The 20,636-nt window shown below is 74.5% G+C and carries 25 protein-coding genes and 1 tRNA gene; 9 read left to right on the forward strand and 17 right to left on the reverse strand.

The window, feature by feature from the left end; all coding sequences use genetic code 11:
* Positions 1-443: RcpC/CpaB family pilus assembly protein (locus BN344_RS06110; RefSeq protein ID WP_051515582.1), on the forward strand; the 443-nt coding region annotated here is incomplete at its 5' end.
* Between the two features lie 39 nt (positions 444-482).
* A complete protein-coding gene (gene mscL, locus BN344_RS06115; RefSeq protein ID WP_051515583.1) occupies positions 483-920 on the forward strand; it encodes a large conductance mechanosensitive channel protein MscL in 438 nt (145 codons plus the stop codon).
* On the opposite strand, the gene BN344_RS06120 is transcribed toward mscL, so the two are convergent.
* Positions 917-1,615 (reverse strand): YbaK/EbsC family protein, encoded by a 699-nt coding sequence (locus tag BN344_RS06120; RefSeq protein WP_040337372.1) that lies wholly within the window; start codon positions 1,613-1,615, stop codon positions 917-919. The genes mscL and BN344_RS06120 overlap by 4 nt on opposite strands.
* Positions 1,616-1,712: 97 nt before the next feature.
* On the opposite strand from BN344_RS06120, the gene BN344_RS06125 reads away from it, so the two are divergent.
* Together BN344_RS06125 and BN344_RS06130 are read left to right on the forward strand one after the other, a co-directional pair.
* Positions 1,713-2,069 carry a VOC family protein gene (locus BN344_RS06125; protein WP_040337373.1) on the forward strand — a complete coding sequence of 119 codons (357 nt, stop codon included), beginning with the start codon at positions 1,713-1,715 and terminating at the stop codon, positions 2,067-2,069.
* Positions 2,066-2,473, forward strand: coding sequence for a PaaI family thioesterase (locus tag BN344_RS06130; protein ID WP_040338034.1), 408 nt, complete (start codon positions 2,066-2,068; stop codon positions 2,471-2,473). Before BN344_RS06125 ends, BN344_RS06130 begins: the two co-directional genes overlap by 4 nt.
* A gap of 20 nt (positions 2,474-2,493) precedes the next feature.
* Here the strand turns inward: BN344_RS06130 and BN344_RS06135 are convergent, their stop codons facing one another.
* The 8 genes from BN344_RS06135 to BN344_RS06170 all read right to left on the reverse strand — a co-directional run bounded on the left by BN344_RS06135 (position 2,494) and on the right by BN344_RS06170 (position 8,524).
* Entirely contained in the window at positions 2,494-3,408 is a 915-nt protein-coding gene (locus tag BN344_RS06135) for an MSMEG_6728 family protein (RefSeq protein WP_040337374.1), read from the reverse strand.
* A gap of 31 nt (positions 3,409-3,439) precedes the next feature.
* The gene (locus BN344_RS06140) at positions 3,440-3,739 is read right to left on the reverse strand and encodes a hypothetical protein (RefSeq protein ID WP_040337375.1); all 300 of its coding nucleotides are present in this window, start codon (positions 3,737-3,739) and stop codon (positions 3,440-3,442) included.
* Entirely contained in the window at positions 3,736-4,584 is an 849-nt protein-coding gene (locus tag BN344_RS06145) for an NAD-dependent protein deacetylase (RefSeq protein WP_040337376.1), read from the reverse strand. The genes BN344_RS06140 and BN344_RS06145 overlap by 4 nt, the downstream gene beginning before the upstream one ends.
* A 38-nt stretch (positions 4,585-4,622) precedes the next feature.
* Positions 4,623-5,069 (reverse strand): SRPBCC family protein, encoded by a 447-nt coding sequence (locus BN344_RS06150; RefSeq protein ID WP_040337377.1) that lies wholly within the window; start codon positions 5,067-5,069, stop codon positions 4,623-4,625.
* A 34-nt stretch (positions 5,070-5,103) separates the two neighbouring features.
* Positions 5,104-6,123, reverse strand: a complete 1,020-nt coding sequence (locus tag BN344_RS06155) for a hemolysin family protein (RefSeq protein WP_040337378.1) — start codon at positions 6,121-6,123, stop codon at positions 5,104-5,106.
* Positions 6,120-7,517, reverse strand: a complete 1,398-nt coding sequence (locus tag BN344_RS06160; RefSeq protein ID WP_040337379.1) for a hemolysin family protein — start codon at positions 7,515-7,517, stop codon at positions 6,120-6,122. Before BN344_RS06160 ends, BN344_RS06155 begins: the two co-directional genes overlap by 4 nt.
* A gap of 105 nt (positions 7,518-7,622) precedes the next feature.
* Entirely contained in the window at positions 7,623-8,387 is a 765-nt protein-coding gene (locus tag BN344_RS06165; protein ID WP_040337380.1) for a class I SAM-dependent DNA methyltransferase, read from the reverse strand.
* A gap of 64 nt (positions 8,388-8,451) precedes the next feature.
* A tRNA-Arg gene (locus BN344_RS06170) sits at positions 8,452-8,524 on the reverse strand.
* Between the two features lie 182 nt (positions 8,525-8,706).
* On the opposite strand from BN344_RS06170, the gene BN344_RS06175 reads away from it, so the two are divergent.
* Genes BN344_RS06175 through BN344_RS06185 form a run of 3 tightly spaced genes read left to right on the forward strand, consistent with a single transcriptional unit; the run spans position 8,707 to position 10,741 of the window.
* Positions 8,707-9,027 carry a GNAT family N-acetyltransferase gene (locus tag BN344_RS06175; protein ID WP_040337381.1) on the forward strand — a complete coding sequence of 107 codons (321 nt, stop codon included), beginning with the start codon at positions 8,707-8,709 and terminating at the stop codon, positions 9,025-9,027.
* Between the two features lie 35 nt (positions 9,028-9,062).
* Entirely contained in the window at positions 9,063-9,872 is an 810-nt protein-coding gene (locus tag BN344_RS06180; protein WP_040337382.1) for an Fpg/Nei family DNA glycosylase, read from the forward strand.
* 41 nt (positions 9,873-9,913) lie between these two features.
* Entirely contained in the window at positions 9,914-10,741 is an 828-nt protein-coding gene (locus tag BN344_RS06185) for a glycoside hydrolase family 25 domain-containing protein (RefSeq protein ID WP_040337383.1), read from the forward strand.
* Between the two features lie 18 nt (positions 10,742-10,759).
* Here the strand turns inward: BN344_RS06185 and BN344_RS06190 are convergent, their stop codons facing one another.
* On the reverse strand, positions 10,760-11,068 hold the full coding sequence (locus BN344_RS06190; protein ID WP_040337384.1) for a putative quinol monooxygenase: 309 nt from the start codon (positions 11,066-11,068) through the stop codon (positions 10,760-10,762).
* Between the two features lie 84 nt (positions 11,069-11,152).
* Here BN344_RS06190 and BN344_RS06195 point away from each other — a divergent pair, with 84 nt between their 5' ends.
* Complete coding sequence (locus BN344_RS06195; protein WP_231486524.1) at positions 11,153-12,556, forward strand: FAD-dependent oxidoreductase; 1,404 nt, start codon at positions 11,153-11,155, stop codon at positions 12,554-12,556.
* Between the two features lie 23 nt (positions 12,557-12,579).
* Here BN344_RS06195 and BN344_RS06200 read toward each other — a convergent pair whose 3' ends face one another.
* From BN344_RS06200 to BN344_RS06220, 5 genes are all read right to left on the reverse strand, one after another.
* A complete protein-coding gene (locus BN344_RS06200) occupies positions 12,580-13,521 on the reverse strand; it encodes an inositol monophosphatase family protein (RefSeq protein WP_040337385.1) in 942 nt (313 codons plus the stop codon).
* A 109-nt stretch (positions 13,522-13,630) separates the two neighbouring features.
* Positions 13,631-14,491, reverse strand: coding sequence for a tetratricopeptide repeat protein (locus BN344_RS06205; RefSeq protein ID WP_040338036.1), 861 nt, complete (start codon positions 14,489-14,491; stop codon positions 13,631-13,633).
* A 73-nt stretch (positions 14,492-14,564) separates the two neighbouring features.
* Positions 14,565-15,545, reverse strand: a complete 981-nt coding sequence (locus BN344_RS06210) for a TIGR03557 family F420-dependent LLM class oxidoreductase (protein ID WP_081788386.1) — start codon at positions 15,543-15,545, stop codon at positions 14,565-14,567.
* Between the two features lie 38 nt (positions 15,546-15,583).
* Positions 15,584-16,768, reverse strand: coding sequence for an ABC transporter permease (locus BN344_RS06215; RefSeq protein WP_051515586.1), 1,185 nt, complete (start codon positions 16,766-16,768; stop codon positions 15,584-15,586).
* Positions 16,765-17,679, reverse strand: a complete 915-nt coding sequence (locus tag BN344_RS06220; protein WP_040337386.1) for an ABC transporter ATP-binding protein — start codon at positions 17,677-17,679, stop codon at positions 16,765-16,767. The genes BN344_RS06215 and BN344_RS06220 overlap by 4 nt, the downstream gene beginning before the upstream one ends.
* A gap of 125 nt (positions 17,680-17,804) precedes the next feature.
* Between BN344_RS06220 and BN344_RS06225 the strand changes: the two genes are divergently transcribed.
* Entirely contained in the window at positions 17,805-18,494 is a 690-nt protein-coding gene (locus tag BN344_RS06225) for a UdgX family uracil-DNA binding protein (protein WP_040337387.1), read from the forward strand.
* On the opposite strand, the gene BN344_RS06230 is transcribed toward BN344_RS06225, so the two are convergent.
* Together BN344_RS06230 and pdxH are read right to left on the reverse strand one after the other, a co-directional pair.
* Positions 18,491-19,813 carry an MFS transporter gene (locus BN344_RS06230; RefSeq protein ID WP_231486526.1) on the reverse strand — a complete coding sequence of 441 codons (1,323 nt, stop codon included), beginning with the start codon at positions 19,811-19,813 and terminating at the stop codon, positions 18,491-18,493. The genes BN344_RS06225 and BN344_RS06230 overlap by 4 nt on opposite strands.
* A complete protein-coding gene (gene pdxH, locus BN344_RS06235) occupies positions 19,810-20,457 on the reverse strand; it encodes a pyridoxamine 5'-phosphate oxidase (RefSeq protein ID WP_155858769.1) in 648 nt (215 codons plus the stop codon). The genes BN344_RS06230 and pdxH overlap by 4 nt, the downstream gene beginning before the upstream one ends.
* Positions 20,458-20,636 lie beyond the last annotated feature (179 nt).

Consider the following 20,636-nt stretch of genomic DNA (forward strand, 5'->3'; position numbering starts at 1 on the left):
CGCTCGGCCCGGGCGACCTGGAGGTGGCCGGCTATCCCGTCGGCACCGCACCCGCGGGCGTGGTCGCCGAGCCCGACCTGCTGCTCGGGCGCGTGCTCGCCGGCGCGGTGCGCCCCGGCGAGCCGCTGACCGACACCCGGCTCGTCGGGCCCGGGCTCACCACCCTGCTCCCCCGGAGCCAGGTGGCCGCCCCGGTCCGGCTGGCCGACCTCGCCGTAGCCGGGCTGGTGCGCACCGGCGACCGCGTCGACGTCCTGGCCACCGCTCCCGGTGCCGCGGAGGCCGAACTCCTCGCCGACGGCGTGCTGGTGCTCGCGGCCGGCGGGTCGGGCGAGGACCCTGCCGCCGGTCTGCTCCTGGTGGCGGTGGACCCCGCCACCGCGGCCCGCCTCGCCGCCGCGGCGACGACCGCGACGCTGACCGTCAATCTGCCGCCACCGTGACCGTCGCCGGCGCACACCGCACGCGGTTGGATGACGTCCATGATCAAGGGATTCAAGGACTTCCTGCTCCGGGGCAACGTCGTCGACCTCGCGGTCGCCGTCGTCATCGGCGCCGCCTTCACCGCGGTGGTGGGCCAGTTCACCGCCTCGTTCCTCGAGCCCCTGATCGGGCTGCTCGGCGGGGGCGGCCTGGACGGAGGCACCTTCACCGTCGACGAGCAGGTTTTCGACTGGGCCGCCTTCATCAACGCGGTCATCACCTTCGTGCTCACCGCGGCGGTCGTCTACGTCGTCGTCGTGCTGCCGATGAAGTCGATCATCGAGAGGCGCAAGCGCGGCGAGGAGGCCGGCCCCGCCGAGCCCACGCAGGTCGAGCTGCTCGTGGAGATCCGCGACCTGCTCCGTGCGCAGCAGGGCCGCGGGCCCGGCACGGACCCCTCCGGGCCAGGGACGAGCTCGCTGCCTGGGCAGCTCTAGTCGGAACCCCAGTGCGGGGGCCGGTCCTCGAGATAGCGCCGGTCGTCGTCGGAGGGGTCGCCCGGCCGCTCCCCCCAGCCCACGTCGCTGTCGTCGGGTGCCCGGCGCGTGGCCGGCGGCGGCCCGTCCGCGGCGGGGTGTCCCGCGGGCGCCAGCGGCCGGCCCAGCCCCTCCAGGACCCGCGCCGACGGCAGGGCCGCGAGCACCGCGCCCGGGACGGCGAGCTTGCTCCCCCGGGTGCCCGAGCCGACGACGACGAGGTCGGCCGCGGCGACGGCGGCGTCGACGAGCACCGGCCAGGACGACGGCAGGCCGACCGGGGTGATGCCGCCGTAGGCCATGCCGCTCTCGGCGACCGCGACGTCCTGCGGGGCGAACGAGGCCTTCCGCGCGTCGAGCTGCCGCCGTACCAGCCCGTTGACGTCGGCCCGCGTGGTCGCCAGCACCAGGCAGGCGGCCATCGTCGTCTGCCCGGCCCGGCGAGCGGCGACCACCACGCAGTTGGCCGACGCCTCCGCCGGCACCCCGTAGGCCTCGGTGAAGGCGGCGGTGTCGGCGAGGTCGTCGTCGATCTCGGCCACCCACGCCGGCCCGGCCAGCCCGCCGAGCGCGGCGGCCACCGGCGGCCCGAGCAGCTCGGGATGCTCGGTGGCGGGCAGCCAGGACAGTGTTCCCAGGACGGGCGGAGTCGGCACGCGTCGATCCTGCGCCACGCCGGTCGGCCCCCGCAGCCGGGGTCCCGTGGGCGAATACCGGCTGGAGACCGTCGGACCCAGCCGCCAGGATGTGCCCATGATCGGTCAGCTGCACTCCGTCGTGATCGACGCCCCCGACGCGCACGCCCTGGCCCGCTTCTACGCCGACCTGCTCGGGATGGAGGTGAAGGGGAACCCCGGTGACGACTGGGTGGTCATCACCGGCGCCGGCTACCGGATCGCCTTCCAGCAGGCGCCCGACCTCCGGCCGCCGGACTGGCCCGACCCCGCGCGACCGCAGCAGTTCCACCTCGACATCCGCGTCGCCGACGTCGACGAGGCCGAGCCGAAGGTCCTGGCACTCGGCGCCCGGAGGCTGCCCGGCGAGGGCGGGGACTTCCGCGTCTACGCCGACCCGGTCGGCCACCCCTTCTGCCTGGTGTGGGACGCGTGACCGACGAGCAGCCGCCTCCCCCGCCGGCCTTCGTGGCCGCCATGGGCTTCCGGACGGTGGAGAAGAGCGGCACCCGGGTGACCGGCACCGCCGAGTTCGGCCCGGAGCAGCACACGCCGTGGGGTGTGGTGCACGGCGGCGTCTACTGCGCGATCGTCGAGACCGCGGCCAGCATCGGGGCGAGTGAAGCGGTGCGCGACCAGGGCCAGTTCTCCGTCGGCGTCAACAACGACACCGACTTCATCCGGTCGATGACGGCCGGCCGGGTGGACGTCGTCGCCCAGCCCGTGCAGCAGGGCCGCACCCAGCAGCTGTGGCAGGTGACGCTCACCCGCGCCGAGGACGGCAAGCTCGTGGCCCAGGGAAAGGTGCGGCTGCAGAACGTGCCGCTCCCGTCGGCCTGATCAGCCTGCCCCCGGCCTGGTCAGCGGAGCACGGCGGGGTCCAGCACGACCCGGAACAGCGCACGCGGGTCCTGCAGCGTGGCCGGGGGGCGGGTGGCCGAGCGTGGCACCACCCGGTCCCACCGGGCCGGCCGCCGGTGCGGGAGCAGCTCGCGGCCCTGGAACAGGTAGTCGCCCACGACCTCGCCCAGTAGCAGCCCCGCCCCGTGCTCGACGGGCAGCGCCACGGGGTCCCCGGGCCGCAGATCGTCGAGGAACGCCGACAGCTGGCGTAGGTCCTTGGCCGGGCGGCGGCCCGAGATCTCCTTCGACAACGCCCGCAGTTCGGCCGGGTCGAGCCCGGTCGCGTCGACGTCGATGCCGGACTGGGTGCCCAGTCCCACCACGCCGGCGGCCAGGCAGGCCCCCAGCTCGTTGTGCGACCGGGGCCGGACGACCCACACCCGCACGCCCTCGGGCTCGGGTTCCGTCGGGACGTCGTCCGGGCCCGGCCACAGGTAGGGCAGGTCGTCCGGCTCGGGGCCGAACAGCTCGGTGAACCGGGCCCGGTAGAACCCCGGGTCCTTGGCGACGAGGTTCGACCGGTGGGAGCGGTGCAGCTCCTCGTTGCCGATCCACGAGGGGAGCAGCCCGGCGGCGGCGAGCTCGGCCTGCGACCGGCCGACGACCTCGGGGGCGAACTCGCCGATCAGCGACTCGGTGGTGTCGGCGAATCCGCGCTCCCGCCAGACCCGCACCATCGCCAGCCCGTAGCTGACCAGCGCCGGGGTCCGGCCGCGCCACATGGTCACCGCCGGGTGGCTGGCCCACCCGTAGTCGGGCAGCTCGAGGGCCCGCAGGATCTGCAGCGTCTCCACCCGCTGCTTCCCCAGCCGCGGCGAGTCCAGCAGCCGCGCGCTCTCCTCGAAGTCGGCCACCGGCACGAAGGTCTGCATCGCGCCGCTTCCTGCCCTGTCGCGTGTGCGGTCAACCGCCGAGCGCGCGGAGCGCGGCCTCCCAGCGATCCCGTCGCTCGGCCTCGGACTGGTCCCACCAGGCCGGTCCCCGCTCCCCCAGGCCGGTCTTCGCCAGCTGCACGCGGGCGCGGGCGGCGGCCACGGCGTCGTCGTCACCGGCGGCGTTCCGCACCGCGGACCGGGCCACCCCGAGGTGGTGCAGCAGCCGTCGGCGGACGTCCTCGGGCAGGGCAGGGTCCGCCGTGCGCCACCGGCGCCCGTCGACGACGACGTACCGGCCGTCGTCGGTGCGCTCGACCTCGCGGGTCATCCGGCCAGGCGGGCGGCGAGCGCCGGCAGCACCTCGCCCAGCGGCGCGTCGACCCGGACGTCGGCCTTCCCGTCCCCGCGGGTCGGCCCGACGTTGACGATCGCCACCGGGATCCCGAGCTTCGCCGCGTGCAGCACGAACCGGTAGCCGCTCATGACCGTCAACGAGGATCCGAGCACGAGCAGGGTGCCGGCCTGCTCCACCAGCGAGAAGCAGGCGTCCACGCGGTCGCGCGGCACCGTCTCGCCGAAGAACACGACGTCGGGCTTGAGCAGGTCCTCACCGCAACCGAGGCACCCGACCATCACGAAGCCGTCCAGCACCTCGTCGGGCAGCTCGGCGTCCCCGTCGGGATTGATCTCCTCGACCCGGGGACCGAAGTGGGGGTTCGCCGCCCGCAGCCGTTCGTCGAGCGCCGCGCGGCCGGCGACGTCGCCGCAGCCCAGGCACACGGTGCGGTCCAGCCCGCCGTGCAGCTCGAAGACGTCGGTCGCACCGCCGGCCTGGTGCAGGCCGTCGACGTTCTGCGTGATCAGCCCGCCGAGCAGCCCCGCGGCCTGGAGCCGACCCACGGCCCGGTGCCCGTCGTTGGGCCGCGCCTCGCGCATCTGCCGCCAGCCGACGAAGCTGCGCGCCCAGTACCGGTGCCGGCCACGGGGATCCCGGGTGAAGGTCTGGTACGTCATCGGGGTGTGCCGGCGGAGGCTGCCGGTCGCGCCCCGGTAGTCCGGGATCCCCGAGTCGGTGGACAGGCCCGCCCCGGAGAGGACGACGACGTCACCGTCGGCCACCAGGTCGGCCAGGGCGTCGAGCGAGGAGCCGACGGCGGGTGGTGCGAGGGTCACCGGCCCATGGTCCCCGCCGATCGGCGTCCGCGCCGGGATCAGCCGGCGGCGAGCTCCGCGTCGAGCCGGGTCAGCAGGTCGGCGTACACCCGGGCCAGGCCCTTCGGCGCGAAGGTGCGCTCGAAGAACCCGCCGATGCCACCGGCCCCGCTCCAGGTGGTCCGCACCCGCACGGTGCTCACGCCGGCGTCGGCCTCCGCGACCGTCCACGTGGTGACCATCGAGGAGTTCCGGTCGGTCTCCACGAGCGTGCCGGCAGCGGGCTCGGTGACGTCGATCAGCTGGTCGCGGACCCGCTTGGACGTCGCGGCGAACTTCCAGTGCACCGTCGTGCCGGCGCCCTGCCCGCCGCTGTCGACCCGGTACTCGCTGAACTGCACCGGCAGGATCCGCGGCCGCACCGCCTCGTAGTCGGCCAGCGCCGCGCTCACCCGCTCGGCAGATGCTCGGACGATGGCCTCGGAGGTCGCGACTACCTGACTCATGCCCACCATCCTCCCGCGCCGCGGGATGCCCCGGTCACGCGGTCACCACTTCGCGCGGGGGGAACAGCCGGCCGAGCACGTCGGCGAGGGTGAGCACTCCGATGACCGATCCGGCGTCGACGACGACGGCGAGGTGGTTGCGGGTCTCGCGCATCGCCTTGAGCGCGGCGTGCACCGTGGTGTCGGCGCCCAGGCTGAACACCGGCCGGGCGAAGTCCGCAGCCGGCGCCTCGTCGGCCGCGGTCAGGGTGTCGCGGACGTGCACCACGCCGGCGATGCGGTCACCGTCGCTGGTGAGGATGCGCAGGTGGCCGGTGCGCCGGGTGGCCGCCCGGACCTCGCCGGCGGTGGCACCGACGGGGACGGCGGCCAGCGGCGTGGCCGGGTCGACGAGGTCGCGCACGGTGAGCTGCTCGAGCTCCAGCACCCCGGCGATCTGCGTGGAGAAGCTGGCGTCCAGCGCACCGACGTTCGCCGAGTGCTCGACCAGGTGCCGGAGCGCGTCGGGGCTGTGGCCGACGGCGAGCTCGTCGACGGCGTCGACGCCGACCCAGCGGAGCAGCCGGTTCGCGGCCGAGTTCAGCCCGCGCAGGAGCGGCCGGAAGATGGCCATGAACCCGCGCATCGGGACGGCGAGGAGCGTGGCCGAGCGCTCGGGGTGGGCGATCGCCCACGACTTCGGCGCCATCTCGCCGACGACGAGGTGGATGAAGGTGACGACCAGCAGGGCCAGCACGAACCCGACGACGTCGGCGGCGACCAGCGGCAGCCCCCAGTCCTGGAACAGCGGCGTCAGCCAGTGGTGCACCGCGGGCTTGCTGATCGCACCGAGCGCCAGGGTGGCTGCGGTGATGCCCAGCTGCGAGCCGGCCAGCAGCAGCGTCAGCTCCGCGGAGTTGCGCAGCGCGGCACGCGCGGCGCGGCTGGTGGGGGCGGCCTCCTCGAGGCGGTGCCGCTTGGCGGCGAGCGCGGCGAACTCGACCGCGACGAAGAACGCGCTCAGCGCGACGATCACGACGGTCGCGCCGACGACGACCCAGGGGTTGTCGCTCATCGGGAGGTCTCCTCGGGGCTGACCGCGTCGTCGGCGGGGGCGGTGCGGTCGGGCAGTTCGAGGCGGACGCGGGAGGGCACGTGCCGCTCGACCTCGAGCACCTCGATGCTGAGCAGCCGCGGCTCGGGCTCGTCGGCGTGCACGAGGTCGCCCGGGTCGGGCGGCAGGTCGACGGTGAGCCGGGTGCCGGCCTCGGGCAGCGTGCCCGCGACGGCGATGACCAGCCCGGCGATCGTCTCGTAGTCGCCGCGGGGCAGGTCGACGGCCAGGGCCCGCTCGACCTCGTCGACGTGGACGTCGCCGGGCATCTCCCAGATGCCGTCGCCCTCGACCGGCACGTACTCGGGGTGCTCGTCGTCGTGCTCGTCGGTGATCTCGCCGACGAGCTCCTCGGCGAGGTCTTCCAGGGTGAGCACCCCCGCGAAGCCGCCGTACTCGTCGATCACGCAGGCCATCTGGTCGCCGGTGTCGGCGAGCTGGCGCAGGGCGTCGGGCAGCGAGGTGAAGGTGGAGACGATGAGGCAGGGGCGGGCCATGGTGGTCACCCGGGCGCCGTCGGGCTCGGTGCTGGTGAGCAGGTCCTGGAGGTGCACCACCGACACCACGTCCCCGGTCTCGGTGTCCATGACCGGGTAGCGGGAGTGGCCCTGCGCCATGAGGCCGCGCAGGTGGCCGATCGTGTCGGTCGCGGAGACCGTGCCCACCCGGGGGCGCGGGATCATCGCGTGCTCGACGCGCCGGTTCGGGAAGTCGAGGATGCGGTCGAGCATCATCGACAGCTCCGCGGGCAGGTTCCCGCTCTCCCGCGAGTCCTCGAGGATGTGCTCGAGGTCGCGGGCCGTGGCGGCGTGCTCGACGTCGTGCACCGGCTCGATCTTGAGCGCCTTGAGCAGCAGGTTCGACGCCTGGTCGAACACCCAGATCAGCCAGCCGAACAGCTTCAGGTAGAGCACGGTCGACGTCGCCAGCCAGAGCGCGACCGGCTCGGGCTTGGCGATCGCGAGGTTCTTCGGGAAGAGCTCACCGAAGAGCATCTGGACGAGGGTGGAGAACAGCAGCGCCAGGACGGCGCCGATGCCGACGCTCACCCCGGCGGGCACGTTGACGCCGCCGAGCAGCCCGCCCAGCGACTGCCCGATCAACGGCTCGGCGACGTAACCGACCAGCAGCCCGGTCACGGTGATGCCGAGCTGGGCGCCGGAGAGCATGAACGAGGTGCGGCGGGTCACCGTGAGTGCCCGCGTGGCCGCGGCGTCGCCGGCGGCGGCGCGGGCGGCCAGCGCCGAGCGGTCGACGGCCATGTAGGCGAACTCCTGGGCCACGAAGTAGCCCGTGACCGCGGTGATCGCGAGCACGACGAGCACGCCCAGGAGGAGCGAGAGGACTTCCGTCACCGGCCACGCACCCCCTCACCGGTGGAGGGAGTCGTGGCCCGGGGACTGTGACTTGTACTCATGGCTCTCTTCGACGAGGGGCGCCGACGTGCGGCGGATGCGGGGTCAACGCACGGACCCGCCACCGCGTTCCGGCCCGCTCGGCTTCCGCCAGATCGAGACGTGGCTCTCGCTGTCCCCGGTGAACGGTTCTCCGCTCCAGTCGGCGGTCCGGCGCTCGAACTCCAGGCCGGCGAGTTGCGCCATGAGGTCGCACTCGGCCGGCCAGATGTAGCGGAAGTTCGAGGCCGAGTACCGCACGCTCCCGTCGTCCCCCTGCCGGACGTAGTGGTGGGAGGTCCCCTGCTGCGTGACCAGGTCGTAGGTGTCGAAGCCCACGTGCCGTCTGCCCACGTGGAAGGGCACCGCCGCCTGCCCGGGCGGGAGGCGCCGGATGCCGGGGACCCACAGCTCGACGACGAAGCGCCCGCCCTGGCCGAGGTGGCGGGCAGCGTTGCGGAAGCAGGCGACCTGCTCGGCCTGGGTCCGCAGGTTCCCGATGCTGTTCCAGACCACGTACACGAGGGAGAACTCGCCCGGGACCGCGCTCGTCGCCATGTCCCCCACCACCACCGGGACGTCGTCCCGCTTCCCGCGGAGCTGGTCGGCCATGGGCGCGGACAGCTCGATCCCGCTCACCCGGACACCGCGGTCGGCGAGCGGGACGGCGACCCGGCCGGTGCCGATCGCGAACTCCAGCGCCGGCCCGTCGCCCGCCAGCCGCGCGAGGAGGTCGACCGCCGGGTCGAGCACCTCCGGCGCGAACATGTGGGCGGCTTCCTCGTCGTAGCGGCCGGCCGTGGCCGCGTCCCAGACGTCGCTGCTCGTCACGGACCGCAGCGTGGCCCTCGCAAGCGGCCGGAGCCACCGAATTGCCGCGCCGTCCCCAGACGGGTGCCCCCGGCAGGATTCGAACCTGCGACACACGGTTTAGGAAACCGATGCTCTATCCCCTGAGCTACGGGGGCCTCGGCCACTGGTGCCGCGAGACCGACGTCGCAGAGGCTATCCGGTGGCGATGCGGGAACCCGCCCCCGACCCGACTCGTCGGTATCGGGGAGAGACGAACCGGTTTCCACGCGTTACCGTTCGGGGGCACACGTCGAGCTCCGGCAACGTCGCCGGGGGTCACGGAAGGTGGATCGCACGCATGGAGACCACGGTGGTCGACGTCCCCGAGCGGGGACGCTTCGAGATCAGGCAGGGCGAGCGGGTCCTCGGGCTGGCCAGCTACCACGTCGACAACGGACAGATGACCCTCCCGCACACCGAGGTGGACCCCTCCATGGGTGGGCGGGGCATCGGCACGACGCTGATCGCCGGGGTCCTCTCCGCCGCTCGCGAGCGCGGGCTGACCGTGCTGCCGTACTGCTCCTTCGTGCGGCACTACATCCAGCAGCACCCCGAGCTGATCGAACTCGTCGCGGTCGACGACCGCCCGCACTTCGGCCTGGAGACCGCCGACCGCTGATCCGGCGCCCGCGGGGAGCACCTACGCTTCCGCGGATGCCCGAAGGTCACACCCTGTACCGCCTGGCGCGGGAGCAGTCGGCCCTGTTCGCCGGCCGGCCGGTGCACGTGACCAGCCCGCAGGGCCGGTTCGACGCGGGTGCCGCGCTCCTCGACGGCCGGGTGCTCGACGAGGTCTTCTCCTACGGCAAGCACCTCTTCGCCCGGTTCGGCGGCGACAGCCTGCACGTGCACCTGGGCCTGTACGGCACCTACACGACCGGGTCGGGCACCCCGCCCCCGGCCAAGGGCGCGCTGCGCATGCGCTGGGAGGCCGACGGGCCCGACGGCGCCGGGGTGTGGACCGATCTGCGCGGTCCGACGGTCTGCGAGGTGCTGCCCGCCCCCGAGGTGGCGGCGATCCTCGACCGGCTCGGGCCCGATCCCCTGCGGCCCCGTGCCGACGGCGCCCGGGCGCACCGCCGGATCGCGGCCAGCCGGACGCCGGTCGGCGCCCTGCTCATGGACCAGTCGGTCCTGGCCGGCGTCGGCAACGTCTACCGGGCCGAACTGCTGTTCCGCCACCGGGTCTCGCCGTTCCGTCCCGGGCGCGCGGTCGACGACGCCCTGTGGGCGCAGATGTGGGCCGACCTGGTGACCCTGCTGCGGGCCGGCGTCCGCATGGGCCGGATCGTGACCACCCGCCCCGAGGACCGCACCCGCCGCCGCGGAGCAGTGCAGCGCGAGGACGCGCACTACGTCTACCGCCGGACCGGCCTGCCCTGCCGCGTCTGCGGCACCGAGGTCCGCACCGAGGTCATGGTCGGACGCAACCTGTACTGGTGCCCCACCTGCCAGGCCGTCTGAGGGGCTCCCGTCCCGGCTGGGGCGCAGGTACCTTCGCGGGGATGAGCACGGGGACGGCACGGCGGGCGACGCGACGCGTCGTGGTCCTGCTCGCCGCTGTCGCTGCCGTGCTGGCGGGGGCGGGTCCCGCGGCGGCCGCGCCCACCGAGGTGGGCGTCGACATCTCCTACCCCCAGTGCGACGCCGACCTCCCCGAGGACCGCGCCTTCGCCGTCGTCGGGGTCAACGGCGGGATCGCCACCCTCGCCAACCCCTGCCTGGCCGAGCAGCTCGAGTGGTCACAGGACTCCAGCGGGGCGGCATCCGGTCAGCCGGTGACGCAGCTGTACCTCAACACCGCCAATCCCGGGCAGATGATCGAGCTGGTCACGACGTGGCCCGCCCAGGGCGCGACGCCCTACGGGGACTGCGAGGGCGGGAACTCCGCCGCCTGCTCGTGGCGCTACGGCTGGGAGCGCGCCCGCTCCAGCGTCGTGCGGTTCTTCCTGCCCGCGGCGCGCGAGGCCGGCATCGACCCCCAGCCCGGCCAGTACGTCTGGTGGCTCGACGTCGAGACCACCAACACCTGGCAGGGCGGCACGGACGACGCCCGGGCGCGCAACCTCGCGGCGCTGGAGGGCATGACCGCCTACCTCGACACCTGGGGCGCCGTCGTCGGCGTCTACTCCACCCACAAGCAGTGGCGGCAGATCGTCGGCACCGTCCCGGCCGACAGCCCGCTCGCCGGGCGGCGCAGCTGGCTGGCCGGGTCGGTCACCGCGGACGAGGCGGCGGTCGCCTGCGTGCTCCCGCCGCTGCTGCCGCGCGGCCCGGTGACGCTGAGCCAGTACGTGCCGGACGACCTCGACCTCAACCGCTCCTGCCGCTGAGGCCGGGCGCCCGGCGGATCAGACGGCGCCCTTGCCGGCGTCCCCGGCCGGCAGCGGGGTGAGCCGGCGGATGTCCGGAGCGGCGGCGAGCTTGCCGGCCAGGGCAGCGCCCAGGGTGGCCAGCGGCTCGGCGGTGCCGTGCACCTTCATCGCGTCGGCGCTCTCCCAGCGCTCCACCATCACGAACGCGCCGTCGGCCTCGTGCAGGGCGTACAGCTCGCAGCCGGGCTCGTCGTGCACCTTCGGGACGGCGGCCAGCAGCGCCTCCCGGACGGCGTCGACAGCATCGGGCTTGGGGGTCAGGGTGGCGACGACGACGATGGACATGGAGGGGCCTCCTCGAGCGACGATGATCGGGAAACCGGGCGCGCGCTCTGGTGGAGTGCCCCCGGCCGGGACAGGATGCCAGTCGTGGTCCTCGACGACGCTGCCCCTCCCCCGTCCACCGACCGTCCCCTGCGGGTGGCGATCATCGGCGCGGGTCCGGCGGGGATCTTCGCCGCCGACGCCCTCACCCGCCAGACCGACGTCCCGGTGGCGATCGACCTGATCGACCGGCTGCCCACGCCGTTCGGCCTGGTCAGACACGGCATCGCGCCCGACCACGCGAAGATGCGGGCGATCCGGGAGACCCTGCACCGCAGCCTCGACCAGCCGCTGGTCCGCTTCGTGGGCAACGTCGAGATCGGCGTCGACCTCTCCCTGGACGAGCTGCGCCGGCACGTCGACGCGGTCGTCTACACCTACGGGGCGGCGCTGGACCGGCGCCTGGGCATCCCCGGCGAGGAGCTGCCCGGCAGCCTCGCGGCCACCGACGTCGTCGCCTGGTACTGCGGGCACCCCGACGCCGACCGGACGCGGGTGGAGGCCGCCCTCGCCGGAGCCCGCTCGGTCGTGGTCATCGGAGTGGGCAACGTCGCGCTCGACGTGGCGCGGGTCCTGGCCCGCACCCCGGAGGAGCTCGAGCCCACCGACATGCCGCAGCACGTCCTCGACGCGCTGGCCGCCGCACCCGTCGAGCAGGTGACGGTGCTCGGCCGCCGCGGCCCGGCGCAGGCCTCGTTCACCACTCAGGAGCTGCGCGAGCTCTCCGACATGGCCGGGGCCACGGTCCTGGTCGACCCCGTCGACCTGGAGCTCGACCCCGGCAGCGAGGAGCGCGCCGCGGCCGACCGCGTGGTCGGCCGCAACCTCGGGGTGCTCCGCGGCTGGGCCGAGCACGCCCTCGACGCCGGCCGCATCCCGCTGCGCCTGCGCTTCTTCCGGCGCCCGGTGCGCCTGCACGGCGACGATCGGGTCACCGCCATCGAGATCGAGCGCACCGCGGTCGACGGCGACGGCCGGGCCGTCGGCACCGGCGAGCTGGAGGTACTGCCGGCCGACCTGGTGGTCCGCTCGGTGGGCTACCGCGGCACGCCGCTGCCCGGGCTGCCGCTCGACGAGGGCAACGGGACGGTGCCGCACGACGGCACCGGACGGGTGCTGCGCGACGGGCGCCCCTCGACCGGCGAGTACGTCGCCGGCTGGATCAAGCGCGGGCCCACCGGTGTCGTGGGGACGAACAAGCACGACGCCCGGGAGACGGTGGACGCCCTGCTCGCCGACGCGGTCGACGGCACGCTGGCCGTGCGCGGGGACGTCGACGACCTGGTGACGACGTTGCAGGCCCGCGGGGCCGAGCCGGTGCTCCTGGAGGACTGGCGGGCCATCGACGCCGCCGAGGTCGCGCTGGGTGCCAGCCGTGGCCGGGCCCGCACCACGATGCACGAGCGCGAGGCCCTGCTCGCCGCTGTCCGGGCGGCAGCCCCCCGCTGATCCGGACGGGTCGCCGGGAGGGGTCAGCCGAGGGCGTCGAGCAGGCCGCGCGCGGTCGTCTCGTCGGCTGCGGCGACGAACCGGATCGGCGCCCCGGCGTCCGGCCGGAGACTCAGCGGCCGCCCGTCGTGGGTGAGGGCGGTGCCCCCGGCGGCCAGGAGCACGGCCAGCCCGCCGGCCACGTCGTGCACGGTCGTGCCGCGGCGGTCGGCGTCGTGCCAGGCGGCAGCCGCGCCGTCGGCCACCAGGCACAGGTCGACGGCCGTGCACCCGGAGCGACGCCGGGCGCTGCCCGGCCGGGTGCGCACCGGCACGCCGTCGCGGCGTGCGCCGAGGGAGCACACCGCCGACCAGCGATGCCCGGAGGACAGGTCGGCGACCAGGCCCGCGACCGGCCGGCCCTCGTGCACGAGGGCAGCCGAGAACACTCGCGGCCGCACGCCGGCGACGGCCTCCCGGGTGGCGAGGGCGATCCAGGGCCGTCCTCCCGGCATCGCCGGGTCGCCGGTCCCCTCGTCGAGCACCGGCAGGCCCAATGACCCGAGGACGTCCCTCGCCGCCTGCGCGGGCCCGGTCTCGACCCGCGTGGCAGCGAGAGCGGCGAGGTGCACGAAGCGCACGGCCAGCGGGGCCCCACCCGACGGCGCAGGCACCGGGACGCACCGGTCGCTGGCCTCGTGCCGGACGCGCTGGCACCCCCAGCCCACGGCGGCGGCGAGCACGTCCGGATGGTCCAGGGGCACGCCCGCCCGGCGCACCACCACCGCCTCGGCGGTCGCGTCGTCCGGCCGGTATCGGCGCAGCAGCACGACCTGGCCCTCGGCACCGACCACGGCACCGACCAGCACCCGGGTCCCCGGCTCCAGCAGCGCCGGTGTCAGCGCGGGCGCCGACATGCCCAGCGCCTCGCCGACGGCCTCGAGGTCCGCTTCCGTGGCGGCCCGCAGGCCTGACCTCTCAGGCACGGCGGTCCACGGGGTCCGGGCTGTCGACCATCGCTGGGGACACCCCAGCAGTATCCGTGAGCGGGGTGACCGGGCTCACACGGGGGCCCCCGGCCGGCCCGGTGACCGGTCAGCCGAGCTCGAGGCCCCGCAGGGTCTGCGCGGCGAGCTGGTCACCGGCCTCGGCGCCGAGCCGGAACTGCTCGATGGCGCCGTCGTAGTCGCCGCGGTCGGCCAGCAGCACCGCGAGGTTCTGGTGGCAGTAGACGTCGCCGGCCGCGATCCCGGCACGGAACGCCTCCTCCGCGGCCTCGTCGTCCCCGAGGTCCTCGCGGTAGAGGTTGCCCAGGGGCAGCCAGGCCACCTGCTCGCCGAGCTTGGCGCCGCGCTCGAGCACCGCGCGCGCCTCCGCCCCCCGGCCGCTCTCCCGCAGCAGGTGCGCGAGGTCGGTCCGCGCCGCCGGGAAGTGGTCGGCCCCCGCACGCAGGTCGGCCTCCAGGGCGGGGTCGAGGGTGGCGCAGAACCGCCAGCAGGCGACGACGGCGGCGGCCTCGGTGTCGCCGGCTGCGGCGATCTCCTCGGCCACGGCCAGCGCCTCGTCGCGCTCGCCCTGCTCCCGGAGCAGGAAGGCCAGCTGCAGACCGCCCTCCAGGTCGCCGGCGTCGGCGGCCCCGCGGTAGGCGCGCATGGCACCGGCGAGGTCGCCCAGGTCCTCGAGCACCAGGCCGAGGTTGCGCCAGGCGTCGGCCTCGCCGCCGGCCAGCGCCACCTCGTAGGCGTCCACGGCCTCGTCCCACCGGCCCTGCGCCGCGAGGGCGTTGCCGAGGTTGAAGGCGGCGACGGTGTCGCCCTTCTCGGCGGCTCGGCGGAAGCACTGCTCGGCGTCGGCGTGCCGGCCGGCGTCGGCGAGATCGCAGCCGAGGTCGATCAACGCGTTGGTGTCCCCGGACGCCCGCAGCCGCCGGAGGCGCCTGTCGAGGTCCTCGGTCATGCCGCAGATGATCAGCCGCACCGGGGCTCCAGCGCGTCCCCCCGCGGGGGAACCTCACCCCAAGGAGAGGGGGTCAGCTGCCGAAGGCGTCTCGCCAGGCCGGCAGCAGGGTGCTCCGCGTCCACTCCAGGTACGGCTCCTGCTGGTCCCCGCCGATCTGGACGAGGGCGAGATGGGTGAACCCGGCGTCGGCGTACTCCTTCGCCGCCTCGATGACCGCGCCGACGTCGTCCCCGCACGGGATGCTGCTCTCGACGTCCTCCTCGCGGACGAACTGGGCCGCCGCGTCGAAGGCGGTCGGCCCGGGCAGTTCGGAGTTGACCTTCCAGCCGAAGCCGAACCAGCGGAACAGCGTGTGCGCCCGCGTGACGGCGGCTGCCTTGTCCGTGCCGAAGCTGATCGGCATCTGCGCGATCCGCGGCTTGCCCTCCCCGCCGGCGGCGTCGAACGCCTCGATCAGCTCGGGCTTCGGCTCGGTGGCGATCAGCGCGTCGGCGAGCTCGCCCGCGATCGTCGAGGCCTGCTTCCCACCGGAGGCGACGCCGATCGGCACCCGCTTGTCCGGGAGGTCCCAGAGCTTGGCCGACTCGACCTCGAAGTGCTCGCCCCGGAAGTTCGTGTAGCCCTCCCCGTCGAACAGCTCGTCGATGATGTGGATGGCCTCGACGAGCATCTCCTGCCGGACGTCGGCCGGCGGCCAGCCGGCGCCGACGACGTGCTCGTTGAGGTTCTCCCCCGAGCCCAGCCCCAGGGTGAACCGGCCGTCGGACAGGATCTGCAGCGTCGCCGCCTTCTGCGCCACGACCGCCGGGTGGTAGCGGAACGTCGGGCAGGTCACGTAGGTCATCAGCGGGATGCGGCTGGTGGCCTGCGCCGCGGCGCCGAGCACGGTCCAGGCGTGCGGCGAGTGACCCATCTCGTCCAGCCACGGGAAGTAGTGGTCGCTGGTGACGGAGAAGTCGAAGCCGACCTCCTCCGCGGCGACCACGTGCCGCACCAGGTCCTTCGGCCCGGCCTGCTCGGTCATCATCGTGTAGCCCAGCTGCATCGCCATGGCGCCCGGCTACCCGGGCGCCAGGACGACCAACCGGGCTACACGCGCTCGGCGCGGAGGGCCTCGCGAATCTTGGTCTTGCCGCTGGTGCGCAGCAGCGACGCCGCGTACACCCGGCCCCCGATGCGGACCACGAGCGCGACGGCCAGCGCCGCGATCAGCGCGGAGAGCCCGACCTCCCACGCCGCGACGTCCCCGGCGGCCTGCCGGACCGGCATCACCAGCGGGGAGAGGCCGGGCACGTAGGAGGTCACCACCGCGAGCCCCCCGTCGGCGTCGGCCGCCGCCTGGAGGCCGATGACGAACGCGACGACGAGGACCAGGGTCGTGGGCATGAGCACGCTGCCGAGGTCCTCCTGTCGGCTGACCAGCGACGCCGCCACGGCGAAGACGGCCGCGTAGAAGGCGTAGCCGAGCACGAACCAGGCGACGACGGCGACCGCGGTCCCGATCAGGTCGCCGGGGACCTCGACGATGTCGAAGGCCAGCGCGCCGCTCACGCCGATCACCGCGATCAGCACGATCTGGGCCAGCCCGAGCAGACCCAGGCCGAGGATCTTGCCGGCCAGCAGGTGCCATGGGCGCATCGTCGCCAGCAGCAGCTCCACCACCCTGCTGGACTTCTCCTCGACCACGCCCTGCGCCACGAACTGGCCGAACATGATCAGCAGGCCGTAGAGGATGCCGACGCCGATGATCGCGGCGACCACCCGCTGGGCATCCGCGTCGGCGTCGGGGTCCATCGAGGTGACGGCGACCTCGGGCACATCCAGCTCCGTGATGCCCGCGTCCGCCAGCTGCCCGGCGAGCGCCTGCTGAGCGACCGCGCCCTGGACGACGGCCTCGAGCGAACCGCCGGCCGACTGCTCGACCAGCAGCTCGGGGGCGTCGCCGGGGAACAGCACGCCGTCGACGTCGCCGTCCTCGATCGCCCGCTCGGCCGCGTCGCGGTCGGCCAGCTCGACGACGGTGACCTGGACGTCGAGCGCCTCGCCCTGCGCCTCCAGCACCTGCTCGATCCCCGGCTCCCCGTCGACCACCCCGATGGTGCTCGACTCCTCGCCGGAGCTCACGGCGACCTGGAAGCCCAGGAGACCGAGCAGCACGACGAGGATCACCACCGAGCTGATGACGAAGTTCCGGTCGCGGAGGCGGGCGGAGATCTCGCGCCCGGCGACCAGCTTCACCAGCGCCGCGCTGCCCAGCTCCCGGTTGCCGCTCATGCCGCCACCTCGTCGCCGGTCGGGACCGCCACGGCGCCGCGGAACAGCTCGACCAGACTCGGCCGTTGCCAGGCGAAGTGCTCCACCCGTCCGGTGCGGAGAGCAGCGGCGAGGACGGCCTGGTCGTCGGTGCCGTCGGCCAGCTCGACGATCGTGTCCCCGGCGGACTCGGAGACCACCCGGACGCCGGGCAGCGACCCGGCCCAGTCCGGTGCGGCGTCGGGGACGACGACGCGCAGCATCCGGCCGGCCTCCCGGCGGCGGAGGTCCTCGACCGTCCCGGTGGCGACCATCCGACCGCGGGCCAGGATGCCGACCGAGTCGCACAGCCGCTCGACGAGGTCGAGCTGGTGACTGGAGAACACGACCGGCACGCCCTCGCGCACCTGCCCGAGCAGCGCGTCGGCCAGCGAGTCGACGCCGACGGGGTCCAGACCGGAGAACGGCTCGTCGAGGATCAGCACCTCGGGCCGGCTCACCAGGGCGGCGGCCAGCTGCACGCGCTGCTGGTTGCCCAGCGACAGCTTCTCCACCTGGTCGGTGCGGCGCTCCCCGAGGCCGAGCCGCTCCACCCATTCCTCCGAGGCCCTGGCCGCCGCGGCGGCGTCCATGCCGTGCAGCCGGGCGAAGTAGGCGACCTGCTCGCCGACCTTCATCTTCGGGTACAGCCCGCGCTCCTCCGGCATGTAGCCGATGCGGGCACGGGTCGCCTGGTCGAGTGGCCGGCCCCGCCAGCGCACCTCACCGGCGTCGGCCCGGACGAGTCCCATGGCGATCCGCATGGTCGTCGTCTTGCCGGCACCGTTGGAGCCGCAGAAGCCGAACATCGAGCCCGGAGCGACGGTGAACCCGACGCCCTCCAGGACCCGTATGTCGCCGAAGCTCTTGTGGAGCCCGTCGAACTCGAGCACCTGTCCTCCTGCCGTCGTCGGTCGGTGCTCCCGACCGTAACGGGCTGGTCGGACAGCGCCTGACCCCTTTCGCGACCCCGGGGCGACCGGTCGCGCCCGGCGCCGGCCTGCGGTGGGATCGAGGCGTGAGCGAGGGCAACGGGATCGCGCGGCCGCCGTCGGGCCTGGACCTGGACGGCCTGCGCGGCGCGGCGGCCGGCTGCCGGGCGTGCGAGCTCTGGGAGCCGGCGACGCAGACCGTGTTCGGCGAGGGGCCGGCGACCGCGCGGATCGTGTTCGTCGGAGAGCAGCCGGGCGACCAGGAGGACCGCACCGGCGAACCGTTCGTCGGGCCGGCCGGCCGGCTGCTCGACCGGGCGCTCACCGACGCCGGCATCGACCGTCGGGACGCCTACATCACCAACGCGGTGAAGCACTTCCGCTTCACGCCGAAGGGCAAGCGACGGATCCACCGGACACCGGGTGCGGAGCACCTGCGCGCGTGCCGGCCGTGGCTGGAGTCGGAGCTCGTCGTCCTCCGGCCCGAAGTGGTGGTGGCCCTGGGCGCGACGGCGGCGAAGGCGCTCATCGCGCCGTCCTTTCGCATCACCGCCGACCGCGGCCGGCTGCTGCCCTGGACGCTGCCCGGCCTGCCGCCGTCGCCGTCTGCCCAGGAGGCGGACGACGACGAGCCCGACGAGGCGGCCCCCGCCCAGACGTGGATCCTCGCGACGACCCATCCCTCGGCGATCCTGCGCACCCCGGACGACGCCCGTGACGCGGCCTTCGCAGCCCTGGTCGACGACCTGGAGGTGGTCGCCGCCGCACTCCCCTAGACCTGAGTGCGGGAGGCGCGGAAGAGCCAGAACGACGGCACGACCACCGCGACCAGCACCATCGCCAGCACGACGATCACGCCGCCGGACACCATCGCCACGCTCACCGACGCCGCGCTGGCCAGCGCCCCCGCCCGCAGGTCACCCAGCCGCGGCCCCCCGGCGACGACGACGATGAACACGCCCTGCATGCGCCCGCGCATCTCCTCCGGCGCGGCCAGCTGCAGCATCGAGGAGCGCAGCACCGCGCTGACCATGTCTCCGGCGCCGGCCACTGCCAGGCAGAGCACGGCGAGCCAGAGGGAGTTCGCCCAGCCGAACCCGACGATCGCCACGCCCCAGACCGCGATCGCCCCGAGGACCACCGCCCCCTGCCGGTCGACCCGGGACACCCAGCCCGAGGTGAGCCCCATGAGCAGCGCGCCGATGGAGACGCCGGCGAACAACCACCCCAGGGAGTTCGGGGAGTCGGTGAACCGGGTCTCCGACAGCTCGGGGAACACCGCCTGCGGCCAGGCGAAGCACATCGCGATGATGTCGACCACGAACGTCATGAGCAGCACCGGCTGGGTGCGCAGGAAGGCGAAGCCCTCCCCCACCCCACGGATCGCCGCACCCAGCCGCAGCGGCCCGGTGTCCCGACCCGGCGGCAGCGACGGGAGCCCGCGCAGCAGGACCGCGGCGACGATGAAGCCGACCGCGTCGATCGCGTAGGTCAGGAACAGCTCGCCCATGCCGATGAGGACGCCGGCGAGCAGCGGGCCGACGATCACCGCGGCCTGGCGCACGGTCATGGACAGGGCGTTGGCCGCCGGGACGGCGTCCCGCCCGACCAGCGCCGGGATGACCGCGCTGCGGGCCGGCTGGTTGACGGCGGCGAAGCCCGAGACGCAGGCGGTGAGCACCCACAGCACCGCGAGGTTCCCCTCACCGGGGAGCAGGGCCTGGACGGCCAGCAGCACGCTGGTCACCGCGGCGCCGGCCGAGGTGATGAGCATGAGCCGGCGCCGGTCCATGGAGTCGGCGATCGCTCCGCCGAGGAGCCCGAACACGATGAGCGGGACCAGCGCCACGATCGAGGTGACGCCGACCATCAGGGAGTCGCCGGTGAGCGCGTAGACCTGGAACGGGACGGCGACCAGCGTCATCTGCTGACCGAGCATGGTGGCGGCCACGCCCCAGAACAGCCGCCGGTAGGCCGGGATCCGCAGGGGCGTCGTGTCCATCGCCCAGGAACGCCGCGCAGGAACCGGAACCGGCTCCTCCACGGCCTTTCCGCCCTCGACCGGGTCCACGGGCCCGATCGGCGGGGTGCTCACGGCGCGAGCCGCTGGACGATCCAGCCGCCTCCCTCGACATCGTCGCGCACGAACCGGATGCGGTCGTGCAGCCGGTCGGCACCGCCCTGCCAGAACTCCACCCGCTCCGGCACGACGCGGTACCCGCCCCACACCGCCGGACGGGGCACCTTGCCCTCGGGGGTCTCCTCGTCCAGCCGGCGCACCCGCTCCTCGAGCTCCCGGCGGGAGTCGACGACGGTCGACTGCAGCGAGGCGGCCGCGGCCAGCTGCGAGCCGCGCGGGCGCGGGTCCCACAGCGCATCCGAGGCGGTGTCGCCGATCCGCTCCACCCGGCCGGTGACCCGCACCTGGCGCTGCAGCGGGTGCCAGGGGAAGACCAGGGCCGCACGGGGGTTCACCGCCAGGTGCGCGCCCTTCGCCGAGGCGTAGCTGGTCCCGAAGATCAGCCCGTCGGCGCCGTACCCCTTCATGAGGACGATGCGGGCGTCGGGGGCGCCGTCCGCGTCGGCCGTGGCGAGGACGACGGCGTTGGGCTCGGGGAGCTCGGCGGCGACGGCGTCGGCGAACCAGCGGTCGAACTGCTCGACCCACGTGGGGGCGAGGTCCTCCTCGGTGAGCCGGCCGGCGTCGTAGTCCCTGCGCATGCGGGAGAGGTCGGGCACGCCGCCATGCTGACACCGTGTGCGTCCCGCGGCGCGGGAGGGCACGGCGGCGCGGGAGCGCCCGGGACGACGCCACGCCGCCGAACTCGTTCGCCGCCCCACGCCCGAACCGGCGAGCGGGCGCACGAGAATTGTCAGTGGTCGAACATACGATCGAACACAGGGGAGCCCAGTCGACC

This window comes from Candidatus Blastococcus massiliensis AP3 (assembly GCF_000582785.1).
GTDB lineage: Bacteria > Actinomycetota > Actinomycetes > Mycobacteriales > Geodermatophilaceae > Blastococcus > Blastococcus massiliensis.

Excerpts from the sequence above, each read along its gene's own strand:
- mscL (WP_051515583.1), top strand. The coding sequence starts at position 483 with ATGATCAAGGGATTCAAGGACTTCCTGCTCCGGGGCAACGTCGTCGAC.
- BN344_RS06125 (WP_040337373.1), top strand. The coding sequence starts at position 1,713 with ATGATCGGTCAGCTGCACTCCGTCGTGATCGACGCCCCCGACGCGCAC.
- BN344_RS06135 (WP_040337374.1), bottom strand. The coding sequence starts at position 3,408 with ATGCAGACCTTCGTGCCGGTGGCCGACTTCGAGGAGAGCGCGCGGCTG.
- BN344_RS06140 (WP_040337375.1), bottom strand. The coding sequence starts at position 3,739 with ATGACCCGCGAGGTCGAGCGCACCGACGACGGCCGGTACGTCGTCGTC.
- BN344_RS06150 (WP_040337377.1), bottom strand. The coding sequence starts at position 5,069 with ATGAGTCAGGTAGTCGCGACCTCCGAGGCCATCGTCCGAGCATCTGCC.
- BN344_RS06155 (WP_040337378.1), bottom strand. The coding sequence starts at position 6,123 with ATGAGCGACAACCCCTGGGTCGTCGTCGGCGCGACCGTCGTGATCGTC.
- BN344_RS06175 (WP_040337381.1), top strand. The coding sequence starts at position 8,707 with ATGGAGACCACGGTGGTCGACGTCCCCGAGCGGGGACGCTTCGAGATC.
- BN344_RS06180 (WP_040337382.1), top strand. The coding sequence starts at position 9,063 with ATGCCCGAAGGTCACACCCTGTACCGCCTGGCGCGGGAGCAGTCGGCC.
- BN344_RS06185 (WP_040337383.1), top strand. The coding sequence starts at position 9,914 with ATGAGCACGGGGACGGCACGGCGGGCGACGCGACGCGTCGTGGTCCTG.
- BN344_RS06190 (WP_040337384.1), bottom strand. The coding sequence starts at position 11,068 with ATGTCCATCGTCGTCGTCGCCACCCTGACCCCCAAGCCCGATGCTGTC.
- BN344_RS06205 (WP_040338036.1), bottom strand. The coding sequence starts at position 14,491 with ATGACCGAGGACCTCGACAGGCGCCTCCGGCGGCTGCGGGCGTCCGGG.
- BN344_RS06210 (WP_081788386.1), bottom strand. The coding sequence starts at position 15,545 with ATGGCGATGCAGCTGGGCTACACGATGATGACCGAGCAGGCCGGGCCG.
- BN344_RS06215 (WP_051515586.1), bottom strand. The coding sequence starts at position 16,768 with ATGAGCGGCAACCGGGAGCTGGGCAGCGCGGCGCTGGTGAAGCTGGTC.